A 24,275-nucleotide genomic window follows, 5' to 3' on the forward strand; every position below is an offset into this window, starting at 1 on the left:
TTTTACCTGTTAGCGCTTGATTGTTATTGCAGCAAAGGAATAACCTAAGTCTGCGGTCTCCGGCATTGCATTCGCAACCCATATTACATCGGGTGCTATGCGCTCATCGCGTTTAAGCGGCAATGTTATCTCAATATCACCCTGAGATACAGTAGCAACTTCATCTAATTTCAAACGATTAGCCGTATTTGGATGTATTCTTATGCAGGCAGATTCCGCTGCTGCACAAGTTTGTAGTGCTTGCGCATGTCGAACGATTGCATCTGAGCGATACAGAGGCCATTCGCCAACACGAACCAACTCTTGGTTTCCTACAGGCAGTGACTCAGAAAAGTACGGCTCATATTTCGTTTCAGCAGTCATAGACGCTAAAGACTTCAACTCGTTGAGCACATCTTCCGAAGAAATATAATCAAAGCCTTTGCAATGAAGCAAATTGGCAATTACTCTTAAAATTTTCCACGCTGGTCGAGCTTCACCGTAAGGTTTTTGTGCACCTTTTACGGATTGCCATACCTTATCAACATTAACATAGGTTCCTGAAGTTTCTGCATAAGGAGCCATTGGTAAAATAACATCAGCATAATCATGCATAGACTCATTTTCAAAAGCAGAGAGCATAACAACAAATTCCGCGCCTAGCATCGATTGTCTAGTCCGATAGGGATTAGCAAAATCAAATCCTGGCTCAACGGCTAATAGAAAATAGCCTTTCAACTTAGCATCCAAGGCTGTTTGTACGTCCATACCAGGGATATTAACAGTCTTAGCCGCTACTGTTCGATGAGGTAACATTCCTGCGAAACAAGCTCCTGCGCTGTTTGCCCCCGTAGTTAGGCGTAATACTTTGACCTGACTAGTCTCTCCGATTAGATGAAGCAAAGCTCGCAATATAGAAGCATCAGGATGATTTTCGCAAAGTGCACCGGTAACTATTGCTGCATTAGGTTGTCTTAATGCTTTAGCAATAGTCTTAGTTGCCTTGTCTGGTTGTAGTCCTAACAATAATTTTTGCACTTCTTCAGGCAATTGCTTAACGTCTTCTGTCATTGCAAGAAGAAGCTTAGCTAGCTGCATGACCATTTCTTGTGGAGATACAATTACCTTTTCACTAAGATCAAAATGATAGTCATAATCAACAGGATTAATGGCATATAAGGTTGCGCCATTTCTAAACGCTTTTCGTGCACGAATGCCTGCTAAGGGTACTTCTCGATCAATATTACAGCCTAAGATAAGAATCGCTCGTTGATTCTCTAACTCACTGTATTTTAGTGAGCTACTAGGCATTGTTGTTTGTGTATTTTGATCACGAAAATCGGTTTGTTGAATACGGTGATCAAGATTGTTAACACCTAATTCACGCATTAACTTTTGTAATAAATAGTGCTCTTCCAACGTCGATGAGGGGGATGAAAATGCGGCGAACTGTTCAGGGCCGTGTTGTTTAATAACCCGACTTATACCTTCTGCAGCAAATTTAAGTGCCGTTTGCCAATCCACTGTTTCCCATTGACCATTTTTCTTGATTCTAGGTTGACTAGCTCGAGCTTCGATATTGGTTAATCCCAGATAACTAAATCGATCTCTATCAGAAAGCCAAGTTTCATTGATCTCTTCATTTTCTTTAGGTACCGCACGCATCAGATCGTTGCGGCGTACATGCAAATAGACATTTGAGCCTAAGCAATCATGTGGAGCAAGGCTATCGTGTTGCGTGACTTCCCAGGCTCTTGCTGTAAAACGATAAGGTTTTGACGTTAGAGCACCAACTGGACATAGATCAATAATGTTACCAGAAACTTCGGAGGTGATGCTGTGCTGAATATAGGTCCCAATTTGCATATCTTCACCACGACCTGTAGCACCTAGCTCCCTTAAACCTGCAACTTCTTCTCCAAAACGCACACAACGCGTACAGTGAATACAACGTGTCATTTCAGTTGCGATTAAAGGACCAAGCTCATCGTCAGTGACTGAGCGCTTTGACTCATTGTATTCTGAAGCGTCATGGCCAAAGCCCATGGAAAGATCTTGTAATTCGCACTCACCACCTTGGTCGCAAATTGGGCAGTCAAGAGGATGGTTAATCAGTAAGAACTCCATCACTGCTTGTTGTGAACGAACAGCTTCTTCTGACTTTGTAAAAACTTTCATGCCATTAGTAATGGGGGTAGCACAGGCAGGAACAGGCTTGCGGCTATTCTCTACCTCAACTAGACACATGCGACAATTTGCTGCAACAGATAATTTTTTATGATAGCAGAAGCGTGGAATATAGATCCCGGCCTCATCTGCTACTTCAATGATCATCTTGCCATTTTCTACTTCAAATGTTTTACCGTCGATTTCAATGGTAGCCATTGTTTAAACCTTCTCAATTATGCTGCGACGACCGAGCGTTTGTGCTTAATGAAATAATCAAATTCATGGTAAAAATGCTTAACAAAACTTTGTACTGGCCATGCAGCTGCTTCACCTAGAGCACAAATTGTGCGTCCTTCAATTTTGTCAGCCACATTAGCAAGTTTTTCGATATCACCAGGCTCACCATGTCCTTCCTTTATGCGATGAATTAAACGAACTAACCAGCCCGTTCCTTCACGACATGGGGTACATTGACCGCATGATTCATCCATATAAAATTCTGATATACGATACAATGCATCAACCATACAGGTGGTTTCATCCATAATGATCACTGCCCCTGAACCAAGGCCTGAACCTGCCTTTTGAATGCTATCGTAATCCATATCAAGGTTCATCATGATATCACCAGGCAGTACTTTCATTGAGGTACCGCCGGGAATAACTGCTTTAATCTTTCTTCCTTCTCGCACTCCGCCTGCTAGTTCCAACAACGTCTTAAACGGTGTGCCAAGCGGGATCTCAAAATTCCCTGGTTTGTTAACATGACCACTTACACTGAAGCATTTTGGACCACCGTTATTAGGTTTACCTAATCGTAGAAACCATTCTCCTCCTTTCTCCATGATGACAGGAACCGAGGCGAAAGTTTCAGTGTTGTTAATCGTTGTGGGTTTACCATATAAACCATAATTAGCTGGGAATGGTGGTTTAAAGCGCGGTTGACCTTTTTTCCCTTCAAGAGAATTTAATAGCGCAGTTTCTTCACCGCAAATATAGGCACCGGCACCTAAGTGATTATATAAATCAAACCTAAAACCACTTTCCAAAATATTGTTACCTAATAAACCTGCAGCATAGGCTTCTTTTAGCGCAGACTCCATTCTTTCGTACGGCAGCCAAAATTCACCACGAATGTAGTTATAACCTACAGTAGCACCCATTGCGTAACCCGCAATAGCCATGCCCTCTATCAATTGATGTGGATTTCGGCTCAAAATTTCGCGATCTTTGCACGTGCCTGGTTCACCTTCGTCGGAATTGCAAACGACGTATTTTTGTACCGGTGAATTTCGATTCATGAAACTCCATTTAAGCCCTGTAGGAAACCCTGCCCCTCCGCGACCACGCAATGCTGAAGTCTTTAATTCTTCAATAATATGTTGAGGTTCTATTTGATCTTTTAAGATACGGCGCCATGCACTATACCCACCTACACTTTCATAAGCCTTAAGTGTCCAAGGTTCCTCTAAATGGAATGTTCGGTAACAGACTTGATTTTGTTCAACCATGACAACTACCTCTATCGTTCATTCGTACTGTTCCAAAACTTCGTCAATTTTTTCAGTGGTCAAGTTCTCGTGATAATTTTTATCGACTTGCATCATTGGTGCATTGACACAAGCACCAAGACATTCAACCGACCGAAGAGTAAATCGACCGTCTTTTGTTGTCTCACCCAACTGAATTCCCAATTTTTTCTGCAAATGGTTTACAATTTCTGATGAACCACAAAGTTTGCATGAAATATTTGTACAGACATTGATTAAATGTCGGCCAGTTGGCTTATGTTCATACATGGTGTAAAAAGATGCCACCTCATACACTGCAATTGGAGGCATTCCTAAATATTCAGCAATAGCATCCATCAGCTCTGGTGTTAAATAACCTTTCTCTTCCTGCACTATTCGTAAAGCTGACATTACTGCCGATTGCTTTTCTTCTTTTGGATATTTTGCAATCCAATGGTCAATCTCATCCAAACGAGCAGACGATATCAATTGACGAAGTAACTTTGTTGAATTATCGGGCATTCTTTCTAACCTTTAATACGAATTAATCAAACGAGAAAATCTCACTTAATTTATCGGTCAATTTCACCAAATACAATGTCTTGGCTTGCCAAGATTGCAACCCCATCTGCAAGCATATGGCCCTTAACCATTTCATCTAAACTGGATAAATGAGCAAAACCTGGAGCACGAATTTTCATGCGATATGGCTTATTAGCACCATCCGAGACTAGGTAAATACCAAACTCACCTTTAGGAGCTTCAACCGCAGAATAAACTTCTCCACGCGGTAAGCAAAACCCTTCAGTAAATAATTTGAAATGATGGATAAGTGCTTCCATATCATGTTTCATTTTTTCTCGAGTTGGCGGTACAATTTTATAATCATCTACTTTAACCGGACCAGGATTATTACGCAGCCATTCAATACATTGTCTTACGATCCGATTTGATTGGCGTAACTCTTCGACGCGAACCAAATAGCGGTCATAACAGTCTCCTGTTTTTCCGACAGGAATATCAAACTCAACTTTATCATAGGCCGCATAGGGTTGTTTCTTACGTAAATCCCATGCGACACCTGAGCCTCTCAACATGGGACCTGTAAACCCCCACTCCAAAGCCTGTTCAGGTGACATAACGCCAATATCAACAGTACGTTGTTTCCAAATACGATTCTCAGTGAGTAAATTCTCGTACTCATCAACACATTTTGGAAAGCGTTCAGTAAACGCCCATAAAAAATCAAGCAGGGAACCTTGTCGATCAACATTCAGTTTTTCAACTTCACGATCATTATGCCAACGTGAAGGTTTATATTGTGCCATGGTATCTGGTAGATCTCGAGCGACTCCACCTGGGCGATAATAAGTTGCATGCATGCGGGCGCCAGAGACTGCTTCGTAGCAATCGAATAAATCTTCACGCTCGCGGAAGCAATATAGGAATACCGTCATTGCTCCGATATCTAAAGCCACAGCACCTAACCATAATAGATGATTCAGTATTCTTGTCACTTCATCAAATAGAGTACGAATGTATTTTGCTCGCAATGGAATATCAATGCCGAGCAATTTTTCGATTGCCCTAACATAGGCATGTTCATTACACATCATGGAAACATAATCTAGCCTATCCATGTAACCAATGCTTTGAAGATAAGGCTTAGTTTCGACCAATTTTTCCGTAGCTCGGTGTAATAACCCTATGTGTGGATCCGCACGAACAATGGTTTCGCCCTCTAATTCGAGTACTAAGCGCAATACACCATGCGCTGCTGGATGTTGAGGACCAAAATTAAGGGTGTAATTTTTTAATTCAATCATTTTTCACCCCCGTGATGCTGTATATCAAGATAGCGATTATCATTACGTATCACTTTAGGCACAAGTATTCTCGGCTCTATATCTACAGGTTCATAAATTACTTTTTGTAAACTAGCATCATAACGCATTTCAACATAGCCACTGAGAGGGAAATCTTTACGGAAAGGATGGCCAATAAAACCATAATCCGTAAGAAGTCGTCTTAAATCAGGGTGATCTTCGAACAAAATACCATACAAATCGTATGCTTCTCGTTCAAACCAATTCGCTGCTTTCCAAATATTATGGACTGAAGGAACAACAAGCTGCGATTCTTCTACAAACACCTTGACTCGTAGACGCTGATTTAGTTTTGTTGATAATAAATGGTAAACCACGGCAAAGCGAGGTTTAGTCATTGCATAGGCTTTGGCTTCTTGTCGCTCAACACCGCGCGAAAATCCACTTTCAGTAGCAGATTCCGTTTCCCAATCGTATTCACCGTACAGTAAATAATCTACCGCACAAATATCGATAAGTTGATCGAACGCCAATGCTTCATGCTTGCGCAATTGATATAAAACATCTTTTAAATGCTCAACTTTACATTCAAGTGTAATCTCTTCATTTTCTAATGAAATGCCAGAGATTTGCTCATTCAATTCTGTTTTTAATCGTTCAGCCAAGTCTGTTAATTTCGTCATCTTTTAGGTACCTGTGCTGGTCTTATACTTCAATTACTTTTTTACGTCTGATCTTATTCTGCAGCTGAATAATACCGTAAAGCAGGGCTTCAGCAGTTGGTGGGCATCCAGGAACATAGACATCCACAGGTACAATGCGATCACAACCACGAACTACTGAATAGGAATAGTGGTAGTAACCACCCCCATTGGCGCAAGAACCCATAGAAATAACCCATCTTGGTTCTGGCATTTGATCATAGACTCTGCGTAAAGCAGGGGCCATTTTATTGCACAAAGTTCCAGCCACAATCATAACGTCTGACTGACGTGGACTTGGCCTGAAAATAATACCAAAACGGTCTAGATCATAACGGGCAGCTCCAACATGCATCATTTCAACAGCGCAGCAAGCCAGACCAAATGTCATTGGCCACATTGAGCCGCTACGTGCCCAACCAAGCAGCTTATCTACTGATGTTGTAACAAAACCAGTTTTCTGCAATTCAGCAACAGCCATAGCAAGCCTCTAAAAAATAGTTTGGGTTAACAATAACAACTTCTGGGTCACTCGATATAACTTTAATAGGAAATTAGAGATAATCACTCCCATTCCAGTGCGCCCCGTTTCCATTCAAAGATAAAGCCAATTACCAACAGGCCAAGAAAGATCATCACTGCGGAAAAGCCGAACCAACTAATCTTACGTAATACTATAGCCCACGGAACAAAAAAGGCAGTTTCTAAGTCAAATATAATAAATAGTATAGCAACTAAATAGAATCTTACGTCAAAAGGGATATGAGCATTTTCAAAGGCATCAAAGCCACACTCGTAGGGAGAGTTTTTTGCTTTATCCGGATTATGCTTGCTCAACAATGCACCTGCACCTAGCATGACCAGGCCTATTACAAGGGCAAGTATGATAAAAATAAGTATAGGTAAATATAATGATAGCATTTTTTTCTCGGATTTAATGGTGCCGAAGGTCGGACTCGAACCGACACGGCTTACGCCACCGCCCCCTCAAGACGGCGTGTCTACCAATTCCACCACTTCGGCTTGTTTAGTTATTGTTTTCCGCTTGTACTGCTATCAACCGGTACTGGAACTTTTGATTCCGGTACAGTGGTTTGTTGAGGTATGACTTGTTGCTCTGTTTTTTGGTATTGAGAGGATACCAAATAAGAAAGAGACAAGCTTGTGACAAAAAAAGTCAAAGCCAAACCACCGGTTAATTTAAATAAAAATGTTCCTGTACCTTGGCTACCGAACACTGTATTTGATGCGCCGGAACCAAATGCGGCACCGATGTCGGCACCTTTACCATGCTGTATTAAAACTAATGCTATCAAAATGATAGCTACCAGCACGTGAACGATTAAAATCAATTGATACATTTTACGATTTCCACAAACTGTTGTGCATTAAGGGACGCACCACCAACTAAGCCGCCATCTACGTCTGGCATAGTAAATAATGAAGCAGCATTTTTTTCATTTACACTGCCGCCATATAAAATTGACAAATGACGCGCATCGTCCTGGTCTAATTCAGCGACTAGCGATCTAATTGCCGCATGAACTTCCTGTGCTTGCTCAGGTGAGGCTGTTTGCCCCGTTCCAATTGCCCAAACTGGCTCATAGGCTATCACGCAATTTTTAAAACAATCCTTGCCATGCTCTGTAACTGCAAGCAGTTGTCTAGCAAGAACTTGCTCCGTAAACCCTTGTTCTCGCTCTTCTAGGGTTTCGCCCACACAAAGAACCGGTATCATACCATGTTCTTTTACATGGTGGAATTTATCAGCAACAAATTTTTCACTCTCACCAAATAAACGTCTTCGCTCAGAATGTCCAACTAAAATATAACGGCAATCATAGTCTTGTAGCATTGGAGCTGATAACTCTCCTGTAAATGCGCCGGCTTCTTTGGGATAGACATTTTGCGCGCCCCATTTAATTGGGCTTTTACATAAATATTCTTTAACCATGGGAATATAAATCGACGGCGGGAGTACCACACAATCGACAGATGTTTGCTGATCCAATAAACTCAGTAGCTGTTTTAATAAAGAACTGACCTGCTCGATCCGGCCATTCATCTTCCAATTACCTGCTACAATTTTTTGTCTCATTTTACCCCCAGCTGTGCTTCATAGGGGTTGGTCTTTTGCGAAATTAATGGTGCTTATTGTTGTATCAGACCTATGTTCAAACAAACCATTCATCCCGGATTCCCTATGGCTTTAATCGGGCCGGACTATACATTAAAGTCTTAGGAAATCCTAGTCTTGAGGGTTTTTTTTATTAAATACGAAGCTAAGCCGTGTATTATTAGCCCGAACTGATCTTCATTAGGCCATTCTTAGATCTGCAGTCATCCTCGGTCCATTGCTGTGAGTTTCTGGGTTAAATGCTTTTTTCAAAGTGGATAATCTCATCACTTAAGCGCTGTGCGTGAGATTGTACTTCTTTACTGTTCTGGCCTTCTACCATCACTCTCAACATAGGTTCAGTGCCTGACGGACGCAATAAAACACGACCCTCTCCTTCTAGCTGATTAGACAGCGTAGTAACCATTTCAATTACTTTGGGATTAGTTGCCAATACTTGTGCATTTTCTGTTTTGATATTGATTAATGTTTGAGGTAATAACTGTATCCCATCGCATAATTCTGCTAAAGATTTTTCTTGCTTAACCATGCATGAAAGTACTTGTAGAGCAGCGATAATACCGTCTCCCGTCGTTGTTTTATCAAGACAGACGATATGGCCAGAAGGTTCTCCTCCAATTTTCCAATCCCGTTCTTTTAAAGTTTCTAGTACATAACGATCGCCCACTTTCGTACGCAAAAACTGAATCCCAAGCTCTTTAATTGCTTTCTCTAATCCAAAATTACTCATCATGGTTCCTACAACACCACCGTGTAAATGCTCTCGCTGATGACGTTCTTTCGCGATAATATAGAGAATTTGATCACCATCAACCGTATGACCTTCAGCATCGACTAAGATCAATCGATCTCCATCTCCATCGAGGGCAACCCCAATATCCGCTTTGGTTTGCAAAACAAGTTCACGCATCGATTCTGGGGAAGTGGAACCACATTTTTCATTGATATTAAATCCATCAGGCTTATTGCCCATGGTAATAACTTCGGCTCCCAATTCACTAAATACATTAGGTGCGATGTGATAAGTTGCACCATTTGCACAATCCACTACAATTTTTAAACCTGACAATCGTGTTAATGAGGGGATGGTTGATTTACAAAATTCAATATAACGACCAGGAGCATCTTTAATGCGAGTTGTTTTCCCTAATTTAGCAGAGGTAACCGTTTGTAGAGGTTTTTCGATTTCATTTTCTATCGCAAGCTCCATTGTATCAGGTAATTTCGCCCCGTCTGCTGAGAAAAATTTTATTCCATTATCTTCGAATAGATTATGGGAAGCACTAATAACAATACCTGCGTTGGCACGAAGGGTTTGTGTTAAGTAGGCAATTGCAGGGGTAGGCATTGGTCCAAGCAAGCAAACATCAATGCCTGCAGCAGAAAGGCCTGCTTCCAGCGCGGACTCCAACATATAACCAGATACACGTGTATCTTTACCGATAATAATTTTTTTACGCTTCCCATTGGCAAGGACTCGACCGACGGCCCATCCAAGTTTTAAGACGAATTCAGGATTAATATTCGATAAACCAACCCGGCCGCGGATTCCATCTGTACCAAAATATTTTCGCTGACTCATTATGTTGCCCTCGCCTTATTATTTACCCCCGCCCCATCAATGGCCTGTACCATGGTTAGCGCCTGATTAGTCTCAGCAATATCATGAGTTCTAATCATTGCGACTCCATTTAGCGCACTATACACCGCGACTGCCAATCCTCCGGCTAATCGCTTATCGACAGGGGTGTTAAGAATTACTCCAAGAGTGCTTTTACGTGAAACACCAATCATCACCGGCAAATTGTGTCGCTGGAATTTCGTCAATTGATTTATAATGCGCATATTATGCTGAGACGTTTTTCCAAAACCAAAACCTGGATCAAGTATTATATTTTTACGTTTTATCCCAGCAGCTAAGCATGTTTCTATGCGCTGCTGGAAAAAACTATTAATTTCATCCACTACATCTTGTGTATATTGAGGATTAGTTTGCATATCCTGCGGAGCTCCTTGCATATGCATTAAACAAAGAGGCACATCTAATTCAACCGCCATCGCTAATGACTCATCAGATTGAAAACCAGATATATCATTAATTATAGATGCCCCTGCATATACAGCTTCATGCATTACTTGTGCCTTTTTTGTATCAATTGATATGCAAATGTCGCTTTCTTTACGTAGTTGTTTAATGACAGGGATTACTCTAGACAATTCCTCGTTACAGCTTATAGCCTGAGATCCTGGTCTTGTGGATTCCCCACCAATATCAATGAGGTCAGCACCTTGTGCAATCATTGCAAGTGCTCGTTCCAGTGCAGATTCCGGTTGAAAATACTGTCCACCATCTGAAAATGAATCCGGAGTAACATTAAGCACCCCCATAATGAGAGGCCTTTGTCGTTTATTGGTTAACCTAAATGGGCTATACGATTCACACCATTGCTTAAATTGCGCTGTATTCACGGATCTCTCAACAACAAAAAACCATCAAGTTTGTTTTAGTAAACTTGATGGTAAGAATTAAAAATTAGAATTCTAAGATGAGTGTTCACCAGCTGGGTGATCGATTGTTTTACCATTGACTGGTTTAGACGTAGTGTCTTCACCTTTTTTATCATGATCCAATTTTTTTGGAGCTTCCCAATCTTCGGGTGGAGAAGGAGCTTGGCCTGCCATGATTTCTGCAATTTGCTTAGCATCAATGGTTTCATACTTGATCAAGCCTTCGGCCATCATGTGTAATTTATCCATATTGGCCAGAAGAAGTTCTTTCGCTCGCTGATAGTTTCTATCAACGATCTGTCTGACTTCTTCATCGATTTGCTGAGCGGTTTTATCAGAAATTTCTTTATGCTGACTTACAGATCTGCCCAAAAATACTTCACCTTCTTCTTCACCAAAAGTAAGAGGCCCAAGATTGGAGAGACCCCAGGTAGTAACCATTTTTCGTGATATTTCGGTAGCACGCATAATATCGTTGGACGCCCCTGTCGTTACACTTTCGCCACCAAAAATCAGCTCTTCAGCGATACGACCACCAAATAAACTGGATAATTGACTTTCCAAACGTCTCTTAGAATGGCTGTAACGATCTTGCTCGGGCAAAAACATGGTCACTCCGAGAGCACGACCACGAGGAATAATGGTAACTTTGTAGACAGGATCGTGTTCGGGCACTAACAAACCAACAATAGCATGACCTGCTTCGTGGTATGCTGTTAATTTTTTCTCATTTTCGTCCATAACCATGGAACGACGCTCGGCACCCATCATGATTTTGTCTTTTGCTTTATCAAGTTCAACGATGCTTACTTTACGTTTGTTCGATCGTGCGGCAAATAAGGCTGCTTCGTTTACAAGATTTGCCAAATCAGCACCAGAAAAACCTGGAGTTCCACGAGCAATAGGTAGAATTTCAACGTTTTTATCGATGGGAACTTTTTGCAAATGCACTTTAAGAATCTGTTCGCGGCCACGTATGTCAGGTAAAGGGACTACAACTTGACGGTCAAAACGACCTGGTCGCAATAGGGCTGGGTCAAGTACATCAGGACGGTTCGTTGCAGAGACTACGATAACCCCTTCATTTCCTTCAAAACCATCCATCTCGACTAGTAATTGGTTAAGCGTTTGTTCACGCTCATCATGTCCGCCACCAAGCCCTGCGCCACGATGACGTCCTACCGCATCAATTTCATCGATAAAGATAATACAAGGGGCATGTTTTTTAGCTTGTTCGAACATGTCACGCACACGGGAAGCACCCACACCCACAAACATTTCCACGAAATCTGAACCTGAAATGGTGAAAAAAGGAACTTTTGCTTCACCTGCAACTGCTTTAGCGAGTAAGGTTTTACCGGTTCCAGGGGGTCCAATGAGCAAAACACCGCGGGGAATACGTCCGCCAAGATTTTGGAATTTCGTTGGATCACGTAGAAAATCAACTAATTCTTTCACTTCTTCTTTCGCTTCATCGACACCAGCAACATCAGCAAAAGTGATTTTAACCTGATCCTCACCCAGTAAGCGTGCCCGTGAGCGGCCAAATGACATCGCACCTCGTCCACCGCCTCCTTGCATCTGGCGCATAAAAAATACCCAAACGCCAATCAGGAGTAACATGGGGAACCAATTGATAAAGAGATGCAACAAGAAGCTTTCTTGTTGTTTTTCTTGGCCACTGACATCAACTTTAGATTTTAATAATTCGCCCAATAAAGCATCATCTTGCATGGGCATATAAGTTACAAATCGATGATTATTCTTTGTAACTCCTTTAATAACTTTAGAATCCTCGATGGTCACAGAGTTAACCATGCCTTGATCAACTTCTTTTAGGAATTCACTATAGGAAAGCTTTTCGGCTGAGGTATGGCGTGGACCAAAATTACTGAATACCGAGACCAGTACGATAGCTATTATTAGCCACAAAAATAAATTTTTTACCATGTCGTTCAAAGCATTGACCTCAATTGTGACGTATTTCTACGACGTTAGAACGATAAAGTTACTATAAATTATAGCCCTTAGCTAGCAAATAGGTTTCGCGCGAACGAGACCGTGAAGCTAAAGGCTTACGAATAACGACCTGCTTAAACTGAGCACGCGCTTGTTTAATGAGTTCGTCAAATCCAGCTCCGTGAAAAACCTTCATAAGCATGGCTCCTCCAGGTTTTAGCATTTTATTACCAAAATCAAAAGCCAACTCAGCCAAATACATAGCCCTTGGAATATCAACTGCCGCTGTACCACTCATATTTGGGGCCATATCCGATAAAAGCAAGTCTACTCCGTGTTCTGGTACTAAATTAATTAATTCTTGGAGGACCGAATCCTCCCGAAAATCACCCTGAATAAAACTCACTTCGGGTAAAGCATCCATGGGCAGTATATCTAATGCAATAATGATACCACGACCATCTAGTTTTTCTGCAATGTACTGTGTCCATCCTCCGGGAGCGGCCCCCAAATCGACCACTGTCATGCCAGGTTTTAGCAAATGCTCTTTTTCATCGACTTCTTTTAGCTTATACACAGCCCGACTTCGATAACCTTCAGCCTGAGCTTTTTTGACATAGATATCATCAAAATGTTCATGTAACCAGCGTTTACTACTTTTAGTGCGAGGCATAACCGTTATTATACAGAAAGGAAATAGTGCATGATACTTAATTTTACTACCTTTTCCCAGAAAAACGTGCAATAATCCGCCATTTCTGCGATTAACCCACATGAATACAGCATTCAAGCAAGCTTTAAAAGCTAAAGCACATCATTTAAAACCAGTCATTCTTATAGGCGCTAAAGGTCTCACAGCTGCAGTTATTGAGGAAACTAACGTTGCCTTAATCGCGCATGAACTTATTAAAGTAAAAATTAATGGGGCTGAAAAAAAGGACAGGCAGCATATGGCGACAGAACTTTGTTCTCAATTGCAGGCTGAGCTGGTCCAGCTTATTGGAAATACGGCAATTATTTACCGCAAGAACGAAGAAAAGAGTTAATTGTTGCCCCTCGTTCACTGGAAGTTCATTGATTCTTATACTTTCTGTCGAGAGCCTAGATCTACACCTTTCCTGAATCGGTGCTGACGCAAGATTTTTCTTGAGGATCTCCTCCCACAACTTGAGCATCGCTTGGCTCTCCGCAAATCGGAGGCCAGATTCAACCCTTGTAATCACAAAGACAGGTTGCCCCTTGTAAATGATAATGATTATCATTTATATTAACTCCATTACTATCTTTGGGAGTAAATATGGCTTTAGCTTATGGTGGTTTCCAAGGTTTGAATCATCAATTGCGATTTCTATTATTCGAATTAGGGATTGCTCTTCCCCAAAACTCCATTGACAGTTTTATTAGTGGGGCACATCGTCAATGTTTACAGCAATTGCAGCAAAGTGTAGTGATTGAAGGTTTATCTGACGTGTTAATACCTAGTCATCATGTAGATGATTTTCTTGCACAATTACAACACCAACTTAAACAGGAAAATTCGGCTTCCCTATTTTTCAATTGGCAATTTTTGCATGAAGAAATGGAAGCAGCCATTGCTAATGAAGCAATGGCTCAAGCTTATCGGCAGCGCTGGCAAATGGAATTAAAGCGTCAAATTGGCGCTGAGCGTAGTTTTTGGGAGTGGCTCTGTAAGGTAAAAAATGCTCAGGAATCCCTAGAGCTATTAGAACAATGGGGTTGTATTGGTTTTACTTCTTCTGGTTTTCAAGCAAAGTTAGGATTTAGCCGTCGTGAAGTTTTACAATATTCAGCGGAATTTAATGCTCAGACAAGTTTGCATTGGTGTGCCATCGATAAGCAAGTTGCGAATACTTTCTCTGTGGACCTGACTTATCAAGACTTGATAAAGCAGCAATTTTCTAAAGAGTATAAACTTTGGCAAGAAAAATTGAGATTTATACAGCAAAATCCAGACAATTATTTCCCTTTACCTGTTCATCCTTGGCAGTGGCGTAATCAAATACAACACTCTTTTGTTTCACTGCTTGATAATAAGCAACTGATCTTGCTCCCCCATCATCAATCAGTAAAACCCTCCTTCGCTATCTCTTTGATGATGCCGCAAGCTAAAAACGCCTGCTATCTTAACCTTAGTTTAGATCTGGAGGGTGCCCCACCAATTGCATCGATTTGTCCTTATTCTAAAGAATTAAACAATTTATTGGAAAAACACCAGCATTATCAGAAAAGTTTATTTATCTTGAGTAAGCTCGCCGGATTAACCGTCGACTGTGATGCAATTCCGGCACATCAACAGAAAAAACTGGCTATTGCCTTAAGTAAAAATCCAAACCAGATCTTACAAGAAGAAAGGCAACGCATCGTTCCCCTGGCCGCTCTATTTGCCAATTCGCCTATTTCTGATGCCCCTTTGCTGCTTGAAATTATTGATGCCTCTCAACTCAGTCCTGAATCTTATTTTCAGCACTATTGTCAAAAACTCTTGGAAGGCCAACTTCATCTTTTATTGCAATATGGTCTAGCCTTGTCTGGTGATAGGCATTCGACTCTTGTTTTATTTTATGAAAATCAACCACAGGCCTTATTATTTCGCGAGTTAAATGAGCTAGCTATTGCTAATCAACCTTGCTACCAACAACCTAGACAGGACGCCTTTTCTGCAATTGCGACACGCGAGCTCGATGAAGTCTGTCAGCAATTTATTCAAACCAATCTCCAAAATAACTTGAGCCATTGGATTAGGTGTTTGAGTCAGTATTATGATCTAGAGCCGCTCAAATTATGGCAAATGGTTGCCAGTACTATCAAAAATAACTTTGAGCGCCTGGCCCCAGGCCTTCCTTCGGAGGTATTGGCAAGGCAATATAAGCAGTTAATGTCACAGCCCTGGGAGCATATTTGTTTCTTATCGATGAAACTGCAAAGGAAAAAACAGAAAATTCATCAATTAATTCCTAATCTTTTAAATGAAAACTAAGAATTGCTGAGCCTCAATTTTGTTCAGAGCGTGACAGTGACGCCAGTATTGTATACACTTTATAAACTGTCTCACTAAAGCTTAAATGCTAATGGTGCAACACTATACATCATTGCCCTAAAGCGATGGGCGTATTAAAAGTCGTTTACCTATGATATTGAAACATTTACCTAATGCACTTACCTTATTTCGGCTAGTATTGATAGCACCTTTTCTGGTGTTTCTTTACAGGCACGAATACGTCAACGCTTTTTACATGTTTATGCTAGCAGGGCTTACTGATGGATTGGATGGTTGGCTAGCTAGGTATTTCGATTGGCAAAGTCCATTGGGTTCTTTTATTGATCCTTTAGCAGATAAACTACTAGTTGCTTCGAGCTTTATTTCTTTAGCCCTACTTGGCGAATTACCCTGGTGGTTAGTTATTCTCGTTTTTATGCGTGATGTTACTATATCCATAGGTGTCATGGCTTGGTATTGGTTCGTACAGCGTAAACTCGATTTTGAACCCACTGTGTTAAGTAAAATTAATACAACACTTCAATTGGCACTGGTCACTTTCTGCCTTTTTGAATTAGCCTTTTTTGCCTTCCCCTCTTATGTCATTAATACGCTTATGTTAATCACAGCGATTACAACCTCTGCGACCTACATTGACTATGTTTGTACCTGGGGTAGAAAAGCGTACTCCATTGATCATTTAGCAAAATGAATAGTCAGTTGGCTTTAGCAATTCAGCTTAATAATGAAGCAACCTTGACTGATTTTTGCTGGGGTTCTAATCATCTTTTAGAGCAGCAAATAAAGAACTGCTTAACAGGGACGGGCGAACGATTGTTTTATCTTTGGGGGCATGCCGGCTGTGGCAAATCTCATTTGTTGCAAGCTTGTTGTCAGGCAATGCCCGATGCAACAGCGATTTATTTACCTCTACCCCTTCTTAAAGAATGGGGGCCAGAGAGCCTTGATAATCTCTCGGAGCAAACTTTAATTGCAATTGATGATATTGATGCCATCGCTGGTGATAAAATTTGGGAAGAAGCGCTGTTTCATCTCTACAATAGAATACGCGATAATGGCAGAACCCTTCTTTTGATGAGCAGTAGGAAATCACTTGCCAATCTAAATATTCAACTCGCTGATCTTAAGTCACGCATAGCGTGGGGGATAGTCGCTCAACTCAATGAGCTAGACGATGATTTAAAAATTAAAACGATTCAGCAACACGCCAGCAAACGTGGTTTTGATTTACCCACCTCTGTTGGACAATTTTTAATTAATCGTTGTGCGCGTAATATGCATGATTTACAAAATATTCTTGATTTCTTGGATAAAGCGTCCTTAGCGGCACAGCGTAAAATTACCGTTCCTTTCGTTAAAGCAATTTTAGGGATTTGACTTTTGTAAATCTTCTTTTTAACTTAATGACTTATGCTTTTTTCTAAGGAGGGAAAAATGAGTAGTTCTTTAGCTTTACGCACAGAATTAATAGAAATTGATACTTATTTACCCTTATCTGATAGTTTGGCCTTCAGTCTTGAGCAATTTACGCGAAAACATTACCGCATCACCAACCATCATCAATTTAATGAAAACATTTTAAGTCCTGAAAAAGCAGGATCATTGGGTATTTTCTACGATCTTAATAATAAAATTGTTGGTTTTTCGCGTATTTGTCGGCATGTAATTCAGATAAAAGACAGGCATATTACCGCTTATATAGGGGGAACTTATTATGATCCCAGAATGGATCTTAGCTTTACTGCAGCAAGATTTTGCTTAGCAAAAGCAATGCGCTACAAATTGGAGCGCCCTTCCGAGGATATGGTTTATTTTTCGCTAGCAAGTACACCAACCCGCTACCAATTTTTAGCAAAATTGAATAACGGTATCTATCCCAATGAAGATAAACCTATTCCCGAATTGGTTTTAGCACTTGTTGAGCGCTTAAAAAGACTCAATCATTGGGAAACTAATGATAAGCATCCCATGTTGCTCAATAATCAAATACCCTTGCTCAATCCACCCTCTTTACAGGAAGAATCAGATCCTTTGATAAATTATTATCTTTCGTTAAATCCGAACTATTATACCGGCACCTCGCTACTGATTTATTTACCGATTAATTTAGAGAACATCAGCTTAGGGATTAAACGGGTGCTTATGAAAATGCGCCCGCCTCAAACACATTTGCAGGAGATGAGCGAAGCAACTTTTTTTTAGATCAAGCTATTGAGACTCATCAATCATTAATATAACGATCTAATCGAGACGCGCTGAGCCACATCAATACGCCAATTCCCAGAGTAACCAAACCAATATAGGCAAAAACTTGCGTATAGATAGCCAAGGATTCAATGCCTGGCGTAACATTGGTAGGAAGAGCGGTAAAAGAAGCAACAGAGGCACCAATAAACCCGGCTACTGAAGTCGTTAGGAACCACATTCCCATCACAAAACCCGTAATTTGACTTGGAACTAACTGAGCAACCATCGCAACTCCCAATGCAGATACCAACAACTCCCCAGTACTCTGAAAAAAATAACTCGCCACTAGCCACCATGAAGAGACTAGCCCCTGACCATCATGCATATATCTAGCAAAAAAAAGTAAACTAAAACTTAATCCGCAACTCAGCATTCCTGCGGCGAATTTGTAAGGAATCGAAAAAGAATAACCATGATAATGGAGCTTATTATACAAGATAGCCAGTACAGGACTCATGATGATAATCCAAATGGGGTTCAAGGCCTGGAAACTTTGCGGATCAAGGGGAACTCCTAAAAGAAAAGGGTTCACGTTATTAACGGCAAATAAATTTAATGAAGTGGGCATTTGCTGATAAAGCGTGAAAAAAACCACCGCTTCCAGCATCAAGATAAGGGCAGCTAACATACGTCTAAAAGAGGATTTTTGTTCTCGACGCATAAAAATAAAATAAAGTCCCACAACAAAAACAGTGACTAGCCAAACTAAATTCTTTGCAAGAATAACATGTTGTAACAGGTATGCTGATATCAAGGTAATTGCTAGGATTCCACCAATAACAATAGTCCATTGCCAGAAGGGAATAAGCTTATTATCGGCTGGCGTATGGATGTGAGCAATATGCTGACGCTGAAACCAATAATTTACTAATCCAAGCAATAACCCAATAAAACTACTGAAATAAGCATAAGAATACCCATAATGGCTTACCAAGGCGGGGCCAATAAATAAGGCAAAGGTGGAGCCTAAATTAATTGCCATATAATAAAGCGTGAATGCACCATCCAAACGGGAATCATCTTTTTCATAGCATTTAGCAAGTAAGTTCGACGGGTTTGCTTTGAACAAACCATTACCTACACAAATAAGTCCTAAGGCTAAAAAAACATGTTGCTTATCGACCAAAGCTAAAGAAAGATAACCGAGAGCCAGAGTAATTAACCCTAAAACAATAGTGCGTTTGGTGCCTAATACTTTATCCCCGAGATAACCACCTAGAGCTACCATTCCATAGACAAGCGCAGAGAAAGCACCGAAGGTAAAATAAGCTTCCGTATCATTAAACCCTAAATAGCGAATGAAAAACAGGGTAAGAATACCTTGCATGGTATAGTAACCGTAGCGCTCCCATATCTCGAGCATAAAAATCATATGGAAAGCGCGGGGTTGTTTACGGAATAGGGAAAGCATTTATAACCTTGACTCCCTAAAAAGAATAGCTAACGCTATACTAGTTAAAAATGAAATGCAACACTGATTTTAAACAGTTTTTGCCGAAGGCTAATGAGTTAAATGTTTGAGATTTGATTCGGGATCGTTATCTTGCATACAAGCCGCACTCCAATTTAAAGCCTGCGAAGATTGAACAAAATGAGCTGACTGATAAGGCAAAGCGGTGACTCCCCTATCGATTAAAACCCTCGTTAAGGGTGGATAGCTTAATAACTGATCCACATCCTGTTTAGTTACCTCATTATTGCGCAAGGTCTGATTAAGTACCTGCAATGCTCGCTCGGTATTAGTGAAATAATTGAGGAAAATTATTATATCTCCTTCGGTGGCTTGATGGAATTGAGTGTATCTCGCCATGTCGCTAAAAAAATAAATAATTTTTGGTACATCCTGTCTTTCAATATAGGTCGACAGGTTTTTATCAATTTGCTCTAGGCTTTTCCTGTGTTGTTCTTGCTCGCGCAATGTTTCGATCGCCTCTTTCTCACTAAATAGTGTGAGCATTGTTAAACTGGTCGAAGCAAGGTTTCTATCTTCCGTTACTCCACTGTCAAAAAAGTTGAGCTCTTCGAGGTTCGCAACTTGAGCTAACTCTTGCTTCTCAATTAATGGCTGCAACTCATCGGTCCGAGTGGACTCCATAGCGAATTTAGCTCTGAATTTTTCAATGACAATTGGAGTAAGGAGATAAGTTACTAGGCCAATAATATAGACACCACTTGCCGCGGCACTTATCGCGAAAAGGACTAAACCAATATGCGGAAAGAAAAGAGCCAAAGCTAAACCAATGACCCCCGCCATTGCTATGGCCATACCAACCGTTTTATCCCGAACCCCGCTCCACCCTAATTCATTCATGAATTGCAGGTTTTCGAATTGCTTGTCATATAGGCTTTGGAGTTTTTCTTTCCTTCGTTCCAGCTTCTCTTGTAATGGTTTAAGTTGAATCACATAATACGGATAATTAGTTTTTTCTTTTGGATCATGAAGTAAAATAGATAATTGTTGCGCTTCTCGTAACAGAACCCGCAACTTCGACTCCGCCTTATCAATATCTATAATACTCTGCCGCAAGGCTTGCTTAGTTTGATAGCGATCATAAAAATGTTTAACAAAAACGAAAACACTGACAGCAAAAGCAAGGCATCCTGCTGCTAGTGCAATAAATGGGGCTACGGTGATTGGGGCTAACACGCCAGCAAGTGCTAATCCCAAGACAACAGTGGAATATAGCCATCGTCCTGTATGCGATAAAGTCACTGGTAGAGGGCGATTTAAAAGCCAAGCGGCAAGAAACATCAGGGGAATGCGGATAAAATCAACCAAGGCGATGATAACGCCAGCAACGCGAAAACCCGAGCTGATTTCGCCTGCTAATTCATTTCCTTTTATATAAGCTAACTTACTAACTGCTACGCCTGTTCCATCAATACTGCGCAAGAAGCCAGAAAGAAAGGGAACTTTTTCCAACAACGCCATCGCTAAAGCATCTTCCGGCAGGGGTGTAAGTACAAAGCTAAACGGTTTTTGCATCTCCAAAGCTTGCGCGCGCGCTAATAAAAGCTCTGTGTCTGTCACGTCTAAAATCATCGACCGCTCAAAATTTTCCCTTAACTCAAACTTAGTTTTACTCATTAACAAGTACCGAAACACTCTATTGCTGCGCAATTATATCACAACATGCGAAAATTACAGACTCTCTTGCGAGTAGAACTCTTTCTGTTAAAGTGGAGCATTAAAAAGCTGACAAGCCAAATAATATAGTTGCTCAAATGAAATTTTTGCTTCTGGCACACCTAAGCGACCTAAAAATAGTTCTCAATTCTTATTTGTATAAAACATCCAAACTTAACAATAAAATCTAGTTAATGGTTTTTAAAGAATTTTTCTGATAAAAACTGCTTGCCAGATCCCTGTTTCGTCAACTATATTGCCCTAATCCCCCCAAAAAAATAAATTGACATGGCTAGTAGAAAAGCTCTTTTTTTGGCCGGAGGTGGAGCACGTGGCGCTTATCAAGCAGGAGTGTTGAAAGCCATTGGCCATATTTTGCAAGTTAAAACGATTCCGTTTGAGATGATTTGCGGGGTCAGTGTTGGCTGCCTGAATGCTGCAGTGCTCGCTGAAATGGCCCATGACTTTCCAACTGGATTGGAAAAACTTGAAGCAATGTGGGCTGAGATTCATTGTCATCACATTTTTAATGCGTCTAACTACGAGCTCAGTAAATCCGTTCTCCGTAATATGAGTCATTTAATTGTCAAACAACGCCAATCAGGTCATCTTCTGGACACTAGCCCATTACGTGAATTTATTACTTCAAATATTGATTTTAATTTAATCGAAGCCAATATCGCTGAGAACCGTTTGGAAGCGATGGAGGTCATCAGCCACTGCTATGAAACCCAACAAACCATTTCTTTTTATCGTCATGATTTTGCTGGGTTTGAAGATTGGCACTACCCACGGCATGTCAGCCAACAAGCCACACTGAAGATGGAACATATCCTCGCCTCAAGCGCTCTACCTCTCTTCTTTCCTACTGTTAACATTGATGGCTTTCATTATGGCGATGGCAGTATTGGCTTGGTTTCGCCTCTCCGCGGGGCCTTACGCTTTCAGGTTGAAAAAATACTTATCTTGGGCACGCGCCAATTGCCGGTGTTCCATGATCCCGACCAATTACGAAACGGCGAAATTGGTTTTGCCCATATTCTTGGTGGAATGTTAAATGGTTTATTTCTCGATAATCTTGATCGAGATATTGAGATGGTCAATCGCATGAATGATATTGCCCGTCTATTATCCATGTGGAAAAAACGCCGCTCTCCCTGGCGTCCGATTGAAACACTTCATTTAAGACCAAGTATCGATATTGCTGACATTGCTCAGGCACAATACGCGAGCATGCCTGCTTTGCTACGTTTTTTACTGAATATTTTGGGTGCCAAAAATAAATCCGGCGATTTACTCAGCTTTTTATTATTTGAACCTGGATTTACCCGCGAGCTTCTTGATTTAGGTTATCAGGACACCCTTACTGCCGCTGATCAAGTCAATAAATTCTTTGCATCGTAGTAGTTTTAAAAAACCTCTCCCTTGAAGGGAGAGGGGATAAAAAGATTACGCGACAGCGACTAAAAATAACGTGAGTAAATTGCTAAATATGTTCCATCATTTTGCATGTCATTCAACGCGCTATTGATTCGAGCAATGAGGGCACCTGAATTGAGATTAGCCATAATTCCATAACCCAAACCAAAGGGTATCGCTGGACCAACAAGTTTAAACACTGTAGGGTTGCTATTAACCCAATAGGATGCGCTGATAAAGTCAAACATAATAAAGTCAACATTTTGATCAGCCAAATCTTGCAACATGTCTTGCTGCTTACTGTACTCAATCACCTGAACCTTATCAAAGGTAGTTTCTAGTAAAGCCTTATATACCGTACCCGCTTCAATAGCGACGCGTTTGCCATTGACGTCGACACCAGAATTAACAGTTGTAAATAATTGGGCTTTGGTTTGCAAGTACGGTTGGCTAAATAAAAAATAATTGAGTCGTTCTTGGGTAATAAAAAAACCATCGATGCCTAAATCCACTTTTCCTTCTGCCACAGCTTTCATGATGTTTGCGAAAGTCATGGGTTCAAAGTCACAAGTCGCATTGATGCGACGACAAACCTCATTGACGAGATCAATTTCAAATCCAGTAAATACTTTATCCTTAGTCGCTTGACTTTCCATCGGCGGGTCGAAAGGTGAAGTGCCGACAACCAGTCTTTCAGCGTATGAACTTGAGCACATCAAACAAGATATCAGCAGTGCTGCTAGTATTCTCATAGACAAATTCCTCATTTATCAGCAGATTTTGCACGACTCAAGCTTAAAGAGAGCCCGCCCTAATTCTCTATCTAGTTTGTAAGCATCATTCTCGAAGTCTAGTCGATAGAAATCGAGCTTAGATGTTTTTCCTTAACTCTTGTAAAACGGCGCGTGCATCAGGCTTCACGCCATGCCAAATTAAGAAGGCTTCCGCTGCCTGCTCCACAAGCATGCCCAAACCATCCGCCCCCGCAGTTCTCTGCTCATGAGCCCATTCTACGAAGGGAGTGGGCGCTTGACGATTGTAGGCGAGGTCATAGCAAAGCGTCGTTGGTTTTAATAGGGAAGGAGCTAAGCCTAATTTCTCTTCGGCTATACTGGCCGAGGTCGCATTGATGATTAAATCAAAATGACCGGCCAACTCGGAGAAAGAACTGCATTTTATTTGCGCAAAATCCGCTTTTAACCGTTTCGCATTTTCTTCGCTACGATTAGCAATAACAAGTTCTGCTACTCCTGCCTCCAACAAAGGAGTGATAATTCCTCGCGCAGCGCCACCTGCTCCAAGGAGCAGCACGTGTTTTTCCGCCAGATTAAGATAATGGGAAAGATCCCTGATAAATCCAATGCCATCGGTATTATCCGCATGTAATTGCCCATCCTGCATCCAAAGTGTATTGACCGCCTTGGCTTGCATAGCTCGAGGTCGAAGCACAGCTGCCATAGCAAACGCTCGTTGCTTGAAGGGAAGCGTAATATTTAACCCCTTCCCTCCTTGAACAAAAAAATGAGTCACTTGCGCTTCAAAATCATCTTCAGGCACTAAGATTTTTTCATAACTCAATGCGATACCTGTTTGCTCAGCAAACTGCTGATGAATAAAAGGCGATAAGCTATGAGCGATGGGATTTCCCATCACTGCAAAACGATTTCTCATAT

The 24,275-nt window shown here is 41.1% G+C and carries 23 protein-coding genes and 1 tRNA gene; 6 read left to right on the top strand and 18 right to left on the bottom strand.

What is annotated here, in order from left to right; all coding sequences use genetic code 11:
• Positions 1-9: 9 nt before the first annotated feature.
• The 14 genes from nuoG to rlmE form a co-directional block, all read right to left on the bottom strand.
• Positions 10-2,364 (bottom strand): NADH-quinone oxidoreductase subunit NuoG, encoded by a 2,355-nt coding sequence (gene nuoG, locus Ldro_RS08000; protein WP_058495870.1) that lies wholly within the window; start codon positions 2,362-2,364, stop codon positions 10-12.
• A 17-nt stretch (positions 2,365-2,381) separates the two neighbouring features.
• Positions 2,382-3,659, bottom strand: coding sequence for an NADH-quinone oxidoreductase subunit NuoF (nuoF, locus tag Ldro_RS08005; protein WP_058495871.1), 1,278 nt, complete (start codon positions 3,657-3,659; stop codon positions 2,382-2,384).
• An 18-nt stretch (positions 3,660-3,677) separates the two neighbouring features.
• On the bottom strand, positions 3,678-4,181 hold the full coding sequence (gene nuoE, locus Ldro_RS08010) for an NADH-quinone oxidoreductase subunit NuoE (RefSeq protein ID WP_058495872.1): 504 nt from the start codon (positions 4,179-4,181) through the stop codon (positions 3,678-3,680).
• Positions 4,182-4,231: 50 nt separating this feature from the next.
• Complete coding sequence (locus tag Ldro_RS08015; protein ID WP_058495873.1) at positions 4,232-5,485, bottom strand: NADH-quinone oxidoreductase subunit D; 1,254 nt, start codon at positions 5,483-5,485, stop codon at positions 4,232-4,234.
• Complete coding sequence (locus Ldro_RS08020; RefSeq protein ID WP_058495874.1) at positions 5,482-6,168, bottom strand: NADH-quinone oxidoreductase subunit C; 687 nt, start codon at positions 6,166-6,168, stop codon at positions 5,482-5,484. The genes Ldro_RS08015 and Ldro_RS08020 overlap by 4 nt, the downstream gene beginning before the upstream one ends.
• A gap of 22 nt (positions 6,169-6,190) precedes the next feature.
• Positions 6,191-6,667 (bottom strand): NuoB/complex I 20 kDa subunit family protein, encoded by a 477-nt coding sequence (locus Ldro_RS08025; RefSeq protein ID WP_058495875.1) that lies wholly within the window; start codon positions 6,665-6,667, stop codon positions 6,191-6,193.
• Positions 6,668-6,750: 83 nt separating this feature from the next.
• Positions 6,751-7,107, bottom strand: a complete 357-nt coding sequence (locus Ldro_RS08030; protein ID WP_058496093.1) for an NADH-quinone oxidoreductase subunit A — start codon at positions 7,105-7,107, stop codon at positions 6,751-6,753.
• Between the two features lie 17 nt (positions 7,108-7,124).
• Positions 7,125-7,209: transfer RNA gene (locus Ldro_RS08035), tRNA-Leu, on the bottom strand.
• Between the two features lie 8 nt (positions 7,210-7,217).
• On the bottom strand, positions 7,218-7,547 hold the full coding sequence (gene secG / locus Ldro_RS08040; RefSeq protein WP_058495876.1) for a preprotein translocase subunit SecG: 330 nt from the start codon (positions 7,545-7,547) through the stop codon (positions 7,218-7,220).
• Positions 7,535-8,284: a triose-phosphate isomerase gene (tpiA, locus tag Ldro_RS08045; protein WP_058495877.1), complete on the bottom strand. Its 750-nt coding sequence runs from the start codon at positions 8,282-8,284 to the stop codon at positions 7,535-7,537. Before tpiA ends, secG begins: the two co-directional genes overlap by 13 nt.
• Positions 8,285-8,558: 274 nt before the next feature.
• Complete coding sequence (gene glmM / locus Ldro_RS08050) at positions 8,559-9,905, bottom strand: phosphoglucosamine mutase (RefSeq protein WP_058495878.1); 1,347 nt, start codon at positions 9,903-9,905, stop codon at positions 8,559-8,561.
• Complete coding sequence (gene folP / locus Ldro_RS08055; RefSeq protein WP_058495879.1) at positions 9,905-10,792, bottom strand: dihydropteroate synthase; 888 nt, start codon at positions 10,790-10,792, stop codon at positions 9,905-9,907. Before folP ends, glmM begins: the two co-directional genes overlap by 1 nt.
• A gap of 72 nt (positions 10,793-10,864) precedes the next feature.
• On the bottom strand, positions 10,865-12,781 hold the full coding sequence (gene ftsH / locus Ldro_RS08060) for an ATP-dependent zinc metalloprotease FtsH (protein WP_058495880.1): 1,917 nt from the start codon (positions 12,779-12,781) through the stop codon (positions 10,865-10,867).
• A gap of 61 nt (positions 12,782-12,842) precedes the next feature.
• A complete protein-coding gene (rlmE, locus tag Ldro_RS08065; protein ID WP_058496094.1) occupies positions 12,843-13,463 on the bottom strand; it encodes a 23S rRNA (uridine(2552)-2'-O)-methyltransferase RlmE in 621 nt (206 codons plus the stop codon).
• 100 nt (positions 13,464-13,563) lie between these two features.
• On the opposite strand from rlmE, the gene yhbY reads away from it, so the two are divergent.
• The 5 genes from yhbY (at position 13,564) to Ldro_RS08090 (ending at position 18,011) form a co-directional block, all read left to right on the top strand.
• Positions 13,564-13,836 carry a ribosome assembly RNA-binding protein YhbY gene (gene yhbY / locus Ldro_RS08070; RefSeq protein ID WP_058495881.1) on the top strand — a complete coding sequence of 91 codons (273 nt, stop codon included), beginning with the start codon at positions 13,564-13,566 and terminating at the stop codon, positions 13,834-13,836.
• 251 nt (positions 13,837-14,087) lie between these two features.
• Positions 14,088-15,788: an IucA/IucC family protein gene (locus Ldro_RS08075; RefSeq protein ID WP_058495882.1), complete on the top strand. Its 1,701-nt coding sequence runs from the start codon at positions 14,088-14,090 to the stop codon at positions 15,786-15,788.
• 151 nt (positions 15,789-15,939) lie between these two features.
• On the top strand, positions 15,940-16,500 hold the full coding sequence (locus Ldro_RS08080; protein ID WP_058495883.1) for a CDP-alcohol phosphatidyltransferase family protein: 561 nt from the start codon (positions 15,940-15,942) through the stop codon (positions 16,498-16,500).
• Positions 16,497-17,186 carry a DnaA regulatory inactivator Hda gene (gene hda, locus Ldro_RS08085; RefSeq protein WP_058495884.1) on the top strand — a complete coding sequence of 230 codons (690 nt, stop codon included), beginning with the start codon at positions 16,497-16,499 and terminating at the stop codon, positions 17,184-17,186. Before Ldro_RS08080 ends, hda begins: the two co-directional genes overlap by 4 nt.
• Positions 17,187-17,243: 57 nt before the next feature.
• Positions 17,244-18,011, top strand: coding sequence for a hypothetical protein (locus Ldro_RS08090; RefSeq protein WP_058495885.1), 768 nt, complete (start codon positions 17,244-17,246; stop codon positions 18,009-18,011).
• A gap of 19 nt (positions 18,012-18,030) precedes the next feature.
• Here the strand turns inward: Ldro_RS08090 and Ldro_RS08095 are convergent, their stop codons facing one another.
• Together Ldro_RS08095 and Ldro_RS08100 are read right to left on the bottom strand one after the other, a co-directional pair.
• Positions 18,031-19,467, bottom strand: a complete 1,437-nt coding sequence (locus Ldro_RS08095) for an oligopeptide:H+ symporter (protein ID WP_065235911.1) — start codon at positions 19,465-19,467, stop codon at positions 18,031-18,033.
• Positions 19,468-19,557: 90 nt separating this feature from the next.
• Positions 19,558-21,144, bottom strand: coding sequence for a hypothetical protein (locus Ldro_RS08100; protein WP_131764241.1), 1,587 nt, complete (start codon positions 21,142-21,144; stop codon positions 19,558-19,560).
• Positions 21,145-21,471: 327 nt separating this feature from the next.
• Here Ldro_RS08100 and Ldro_RS08105 point away from each other — a divergent pair, with 327 nt between their 5' ends.
• Positions 21,472-22,587 (top strand): patatin-like phospholipase family protein, encoded by a 1,116-nt coding sequence (locus Ldro_RS08105; RefSeq protein WP_058495887.1) that lies wholly within the window; start codon positions 21,472-21,474, stop codon positions 22,585-22,587.
• Positions 22,588-22,646: 59 nt separating this feature from the next.
• On the opposite strand, the gene Ldro_RS08110 is transcribed toward Ldro_RS08105, so the two are convergent.
• Both Ldro_RS08110 and aroE read right to left on the bottom strand, forming a co-directional pair.
• Entirely contained in the window at positions 22,647-23,354 is a 708-nt protein-coding gene (locus tag Ldro_RS08110) for a transporter substrate-binding domain-containing protein (protein ID WP_058495888.1), read from the bottom strand.
• Between the two features lie 118 nt (positions 23,355-23,472).
• A complete protein-coding gene (aroE, locus tag Ldro_RS08115) occupies positions 23,473-24,273 on the bottom strand; it encodes a shikimate dehydrogenase (RefSeq protein ID WP_058495889.1) in 801 nt (266 codons plus the stop codon).
• Between the last annotated feature and the right edge of the window lie 2 nt (positions 24,274-24,275).

Origin of the sequence: Legionella drozanskii LLAP-1, assembly GCF_001467585.1 — a bacterium.
Classification (GTDB): domain Bacteria; phylum Pseudomonadota; class Gammaproteobacteria; order Legionellales; family Legionellaceae; genus Tatlockia; species Tatlockia drozanskii.

What these genes read in the sequence shown, in the direction of transcription:
- nuoG (WP_058495870.1), bottom strand. Translation starts at nt 2,364, where the DNA reads ATGGCTACCATTGAAATCGACGGTAAAACATTTGAAGTAGAAAATGGC.
- nuoF (WP_058495871.1), bottom strand. Translation starts at nt 3,659, where the DNA reads ATGGTTGAACAAAATCAAGTCTGTTACCGAACATTCCATTTAGAGGAA.
- nuoE (WP_058495872.1), bottom strand. Translation starts at nt 4,181, where the DNA reads ATGCCCGATAATTCAACAAAGTTACTTCGTCAATTGATATCGTCTGCT.
- Ldro_RS08015 (WP_058495873.1), bottom strand. Translation starts at nt 5,485, where the DNA reads ATGATTGAATTAAAAAATTACACCCTTAATTTTGGTCCTCAACATCCA.
- Ldro_RS08020 (WP_058495874.1), bottom strand. Translation starts at nt 6,168, where the DNA reads ATGACGAAATTAACAGACTTGGCTGAACGATTAAAAACAGAATTGAAT.
- Ldro_RS08025 (WP_058495875.1), bottom strand. Translation starts at nt 6,667, where the DNA reads ATGGCTGTTGCTGAATTGCAGAAAACTGGTTTTGTTACAACATCAGTA.
- Ldro_RS08030 (WP_058496093.1), bottom strand. Translation starts at nt 7,107, where the DNA reads ATGCTATCATTATATTTACCTATACTTATTTTTATCATACTTGCCCTT.
- secG (WP_058495876.1), bottom strand. Translation starts at nt 7,547, where the DNA reads ATGTATCAATTGATTTTAATCGTTCACGTGCTGGTAGCTATCATTTTG.
- tpiA (WP_058495877.1), bottom strand. Translation starts at nt 8,284, where the DNA reads ATGAGACAAAAAATTGTAGCAGGTAATTGGAAGATGAATGGCCGGATC.
- glmM (WP_058495878.1), bottom strand. Translation starts at nt 9,905, where the DNA reads ATGAGTCAGCGAAAATATTTTGGTACAGATGGAATCCGCGGCCGGGTT.
- ftsH (WP_058495880.1), bottom strand. Translation starts at nt 12,781, where the DNA reads ATGGTAAAAAATTTATTTTTGTGGCTAATAATAGCTATCGTACTGGTC.
- rlmE (WP_058496094.1), bottom strand. Translation starts at nt 13,463, where the DNA reads ATGCCTCGCACTAAAAGTAGTAAACGCTGGTTACATGAACATTTTGAT.
- yhbY (WP_058495881.1), top strand. Translation starts at nt 13,564, where the DNA reads ATGAATACAGCATTCAAGCAAGCTTTAAAAGCTAAAGCACATCATTTA.
- Ldro_RS08075 (WP_058495882.1), top strand. Translation starts at nt 14,088, where the DNA reads ATGGCTTTAGCTTATGGTGGTTTCCAAGGTTTGAATCATCAATTGCGA.
- Ldro_RS08080 (WP_058495883.1), top strand. Translation starts at nt 15,940, where the DNA reads ATGATATTGAAACATTTACCTAATGCACTTACCTTATTTCGGCTAGTA.
- hda (WP_058495884.1), top strand. Translation starts at nt 16,497, where the DNA reads ATGAATAGTCAGTTGGCTTTAGCAATTCAGCTTAATAATGAAGCAACC.
- Ldro_RS08090 (WP_058495885.1), top strand. Translation starts at nt 17,244, where the DNA reads ATGAGTAGTTCTTTAGCTTTACGCACAGAATTAATAGAAATTGATACT.
- Ldro_RS08095 (WP_065235911.1), bottom strand. Translation starts at nt 19,467, where the DNA reads ATGCTTTCCCTATTCCGTAAACAACCCCGCGCTTTCCATATGATTTTT.
- Ldro_RS08100 (WP_131764241.1), bottom strand. Translation starts at nt 21,144, where the DNA reads ATGAGTAAAACTAAGTTTGAGTTAAGGGAAAATTTTGAGCGGTCGATG.
- Ldro_RS08105 (WP_058495887.1), top strand. Translation starts at nt 21,472, where the DNA reads ATGGCTAGTAGAAAAGCTCTTTTTTTGGCCGGAGGTGGAGCACGTGGC.
- Ldro_RS08110 (WP_058495888.1), bottom strand. Translation starts at nt 23,354, where the DNA reads ATGAGAATACTAGCAGCACTGCTGATATCTTGTTTGATGTGCTCAAGT.
- aroE (WP_058495889.1), bottom strand. Translation starts at nt 24,273, where the DNA reads ATGAGAAATCGTTTTGCAGTGATGGGAAATCCCATCGCTCATAGCTTA.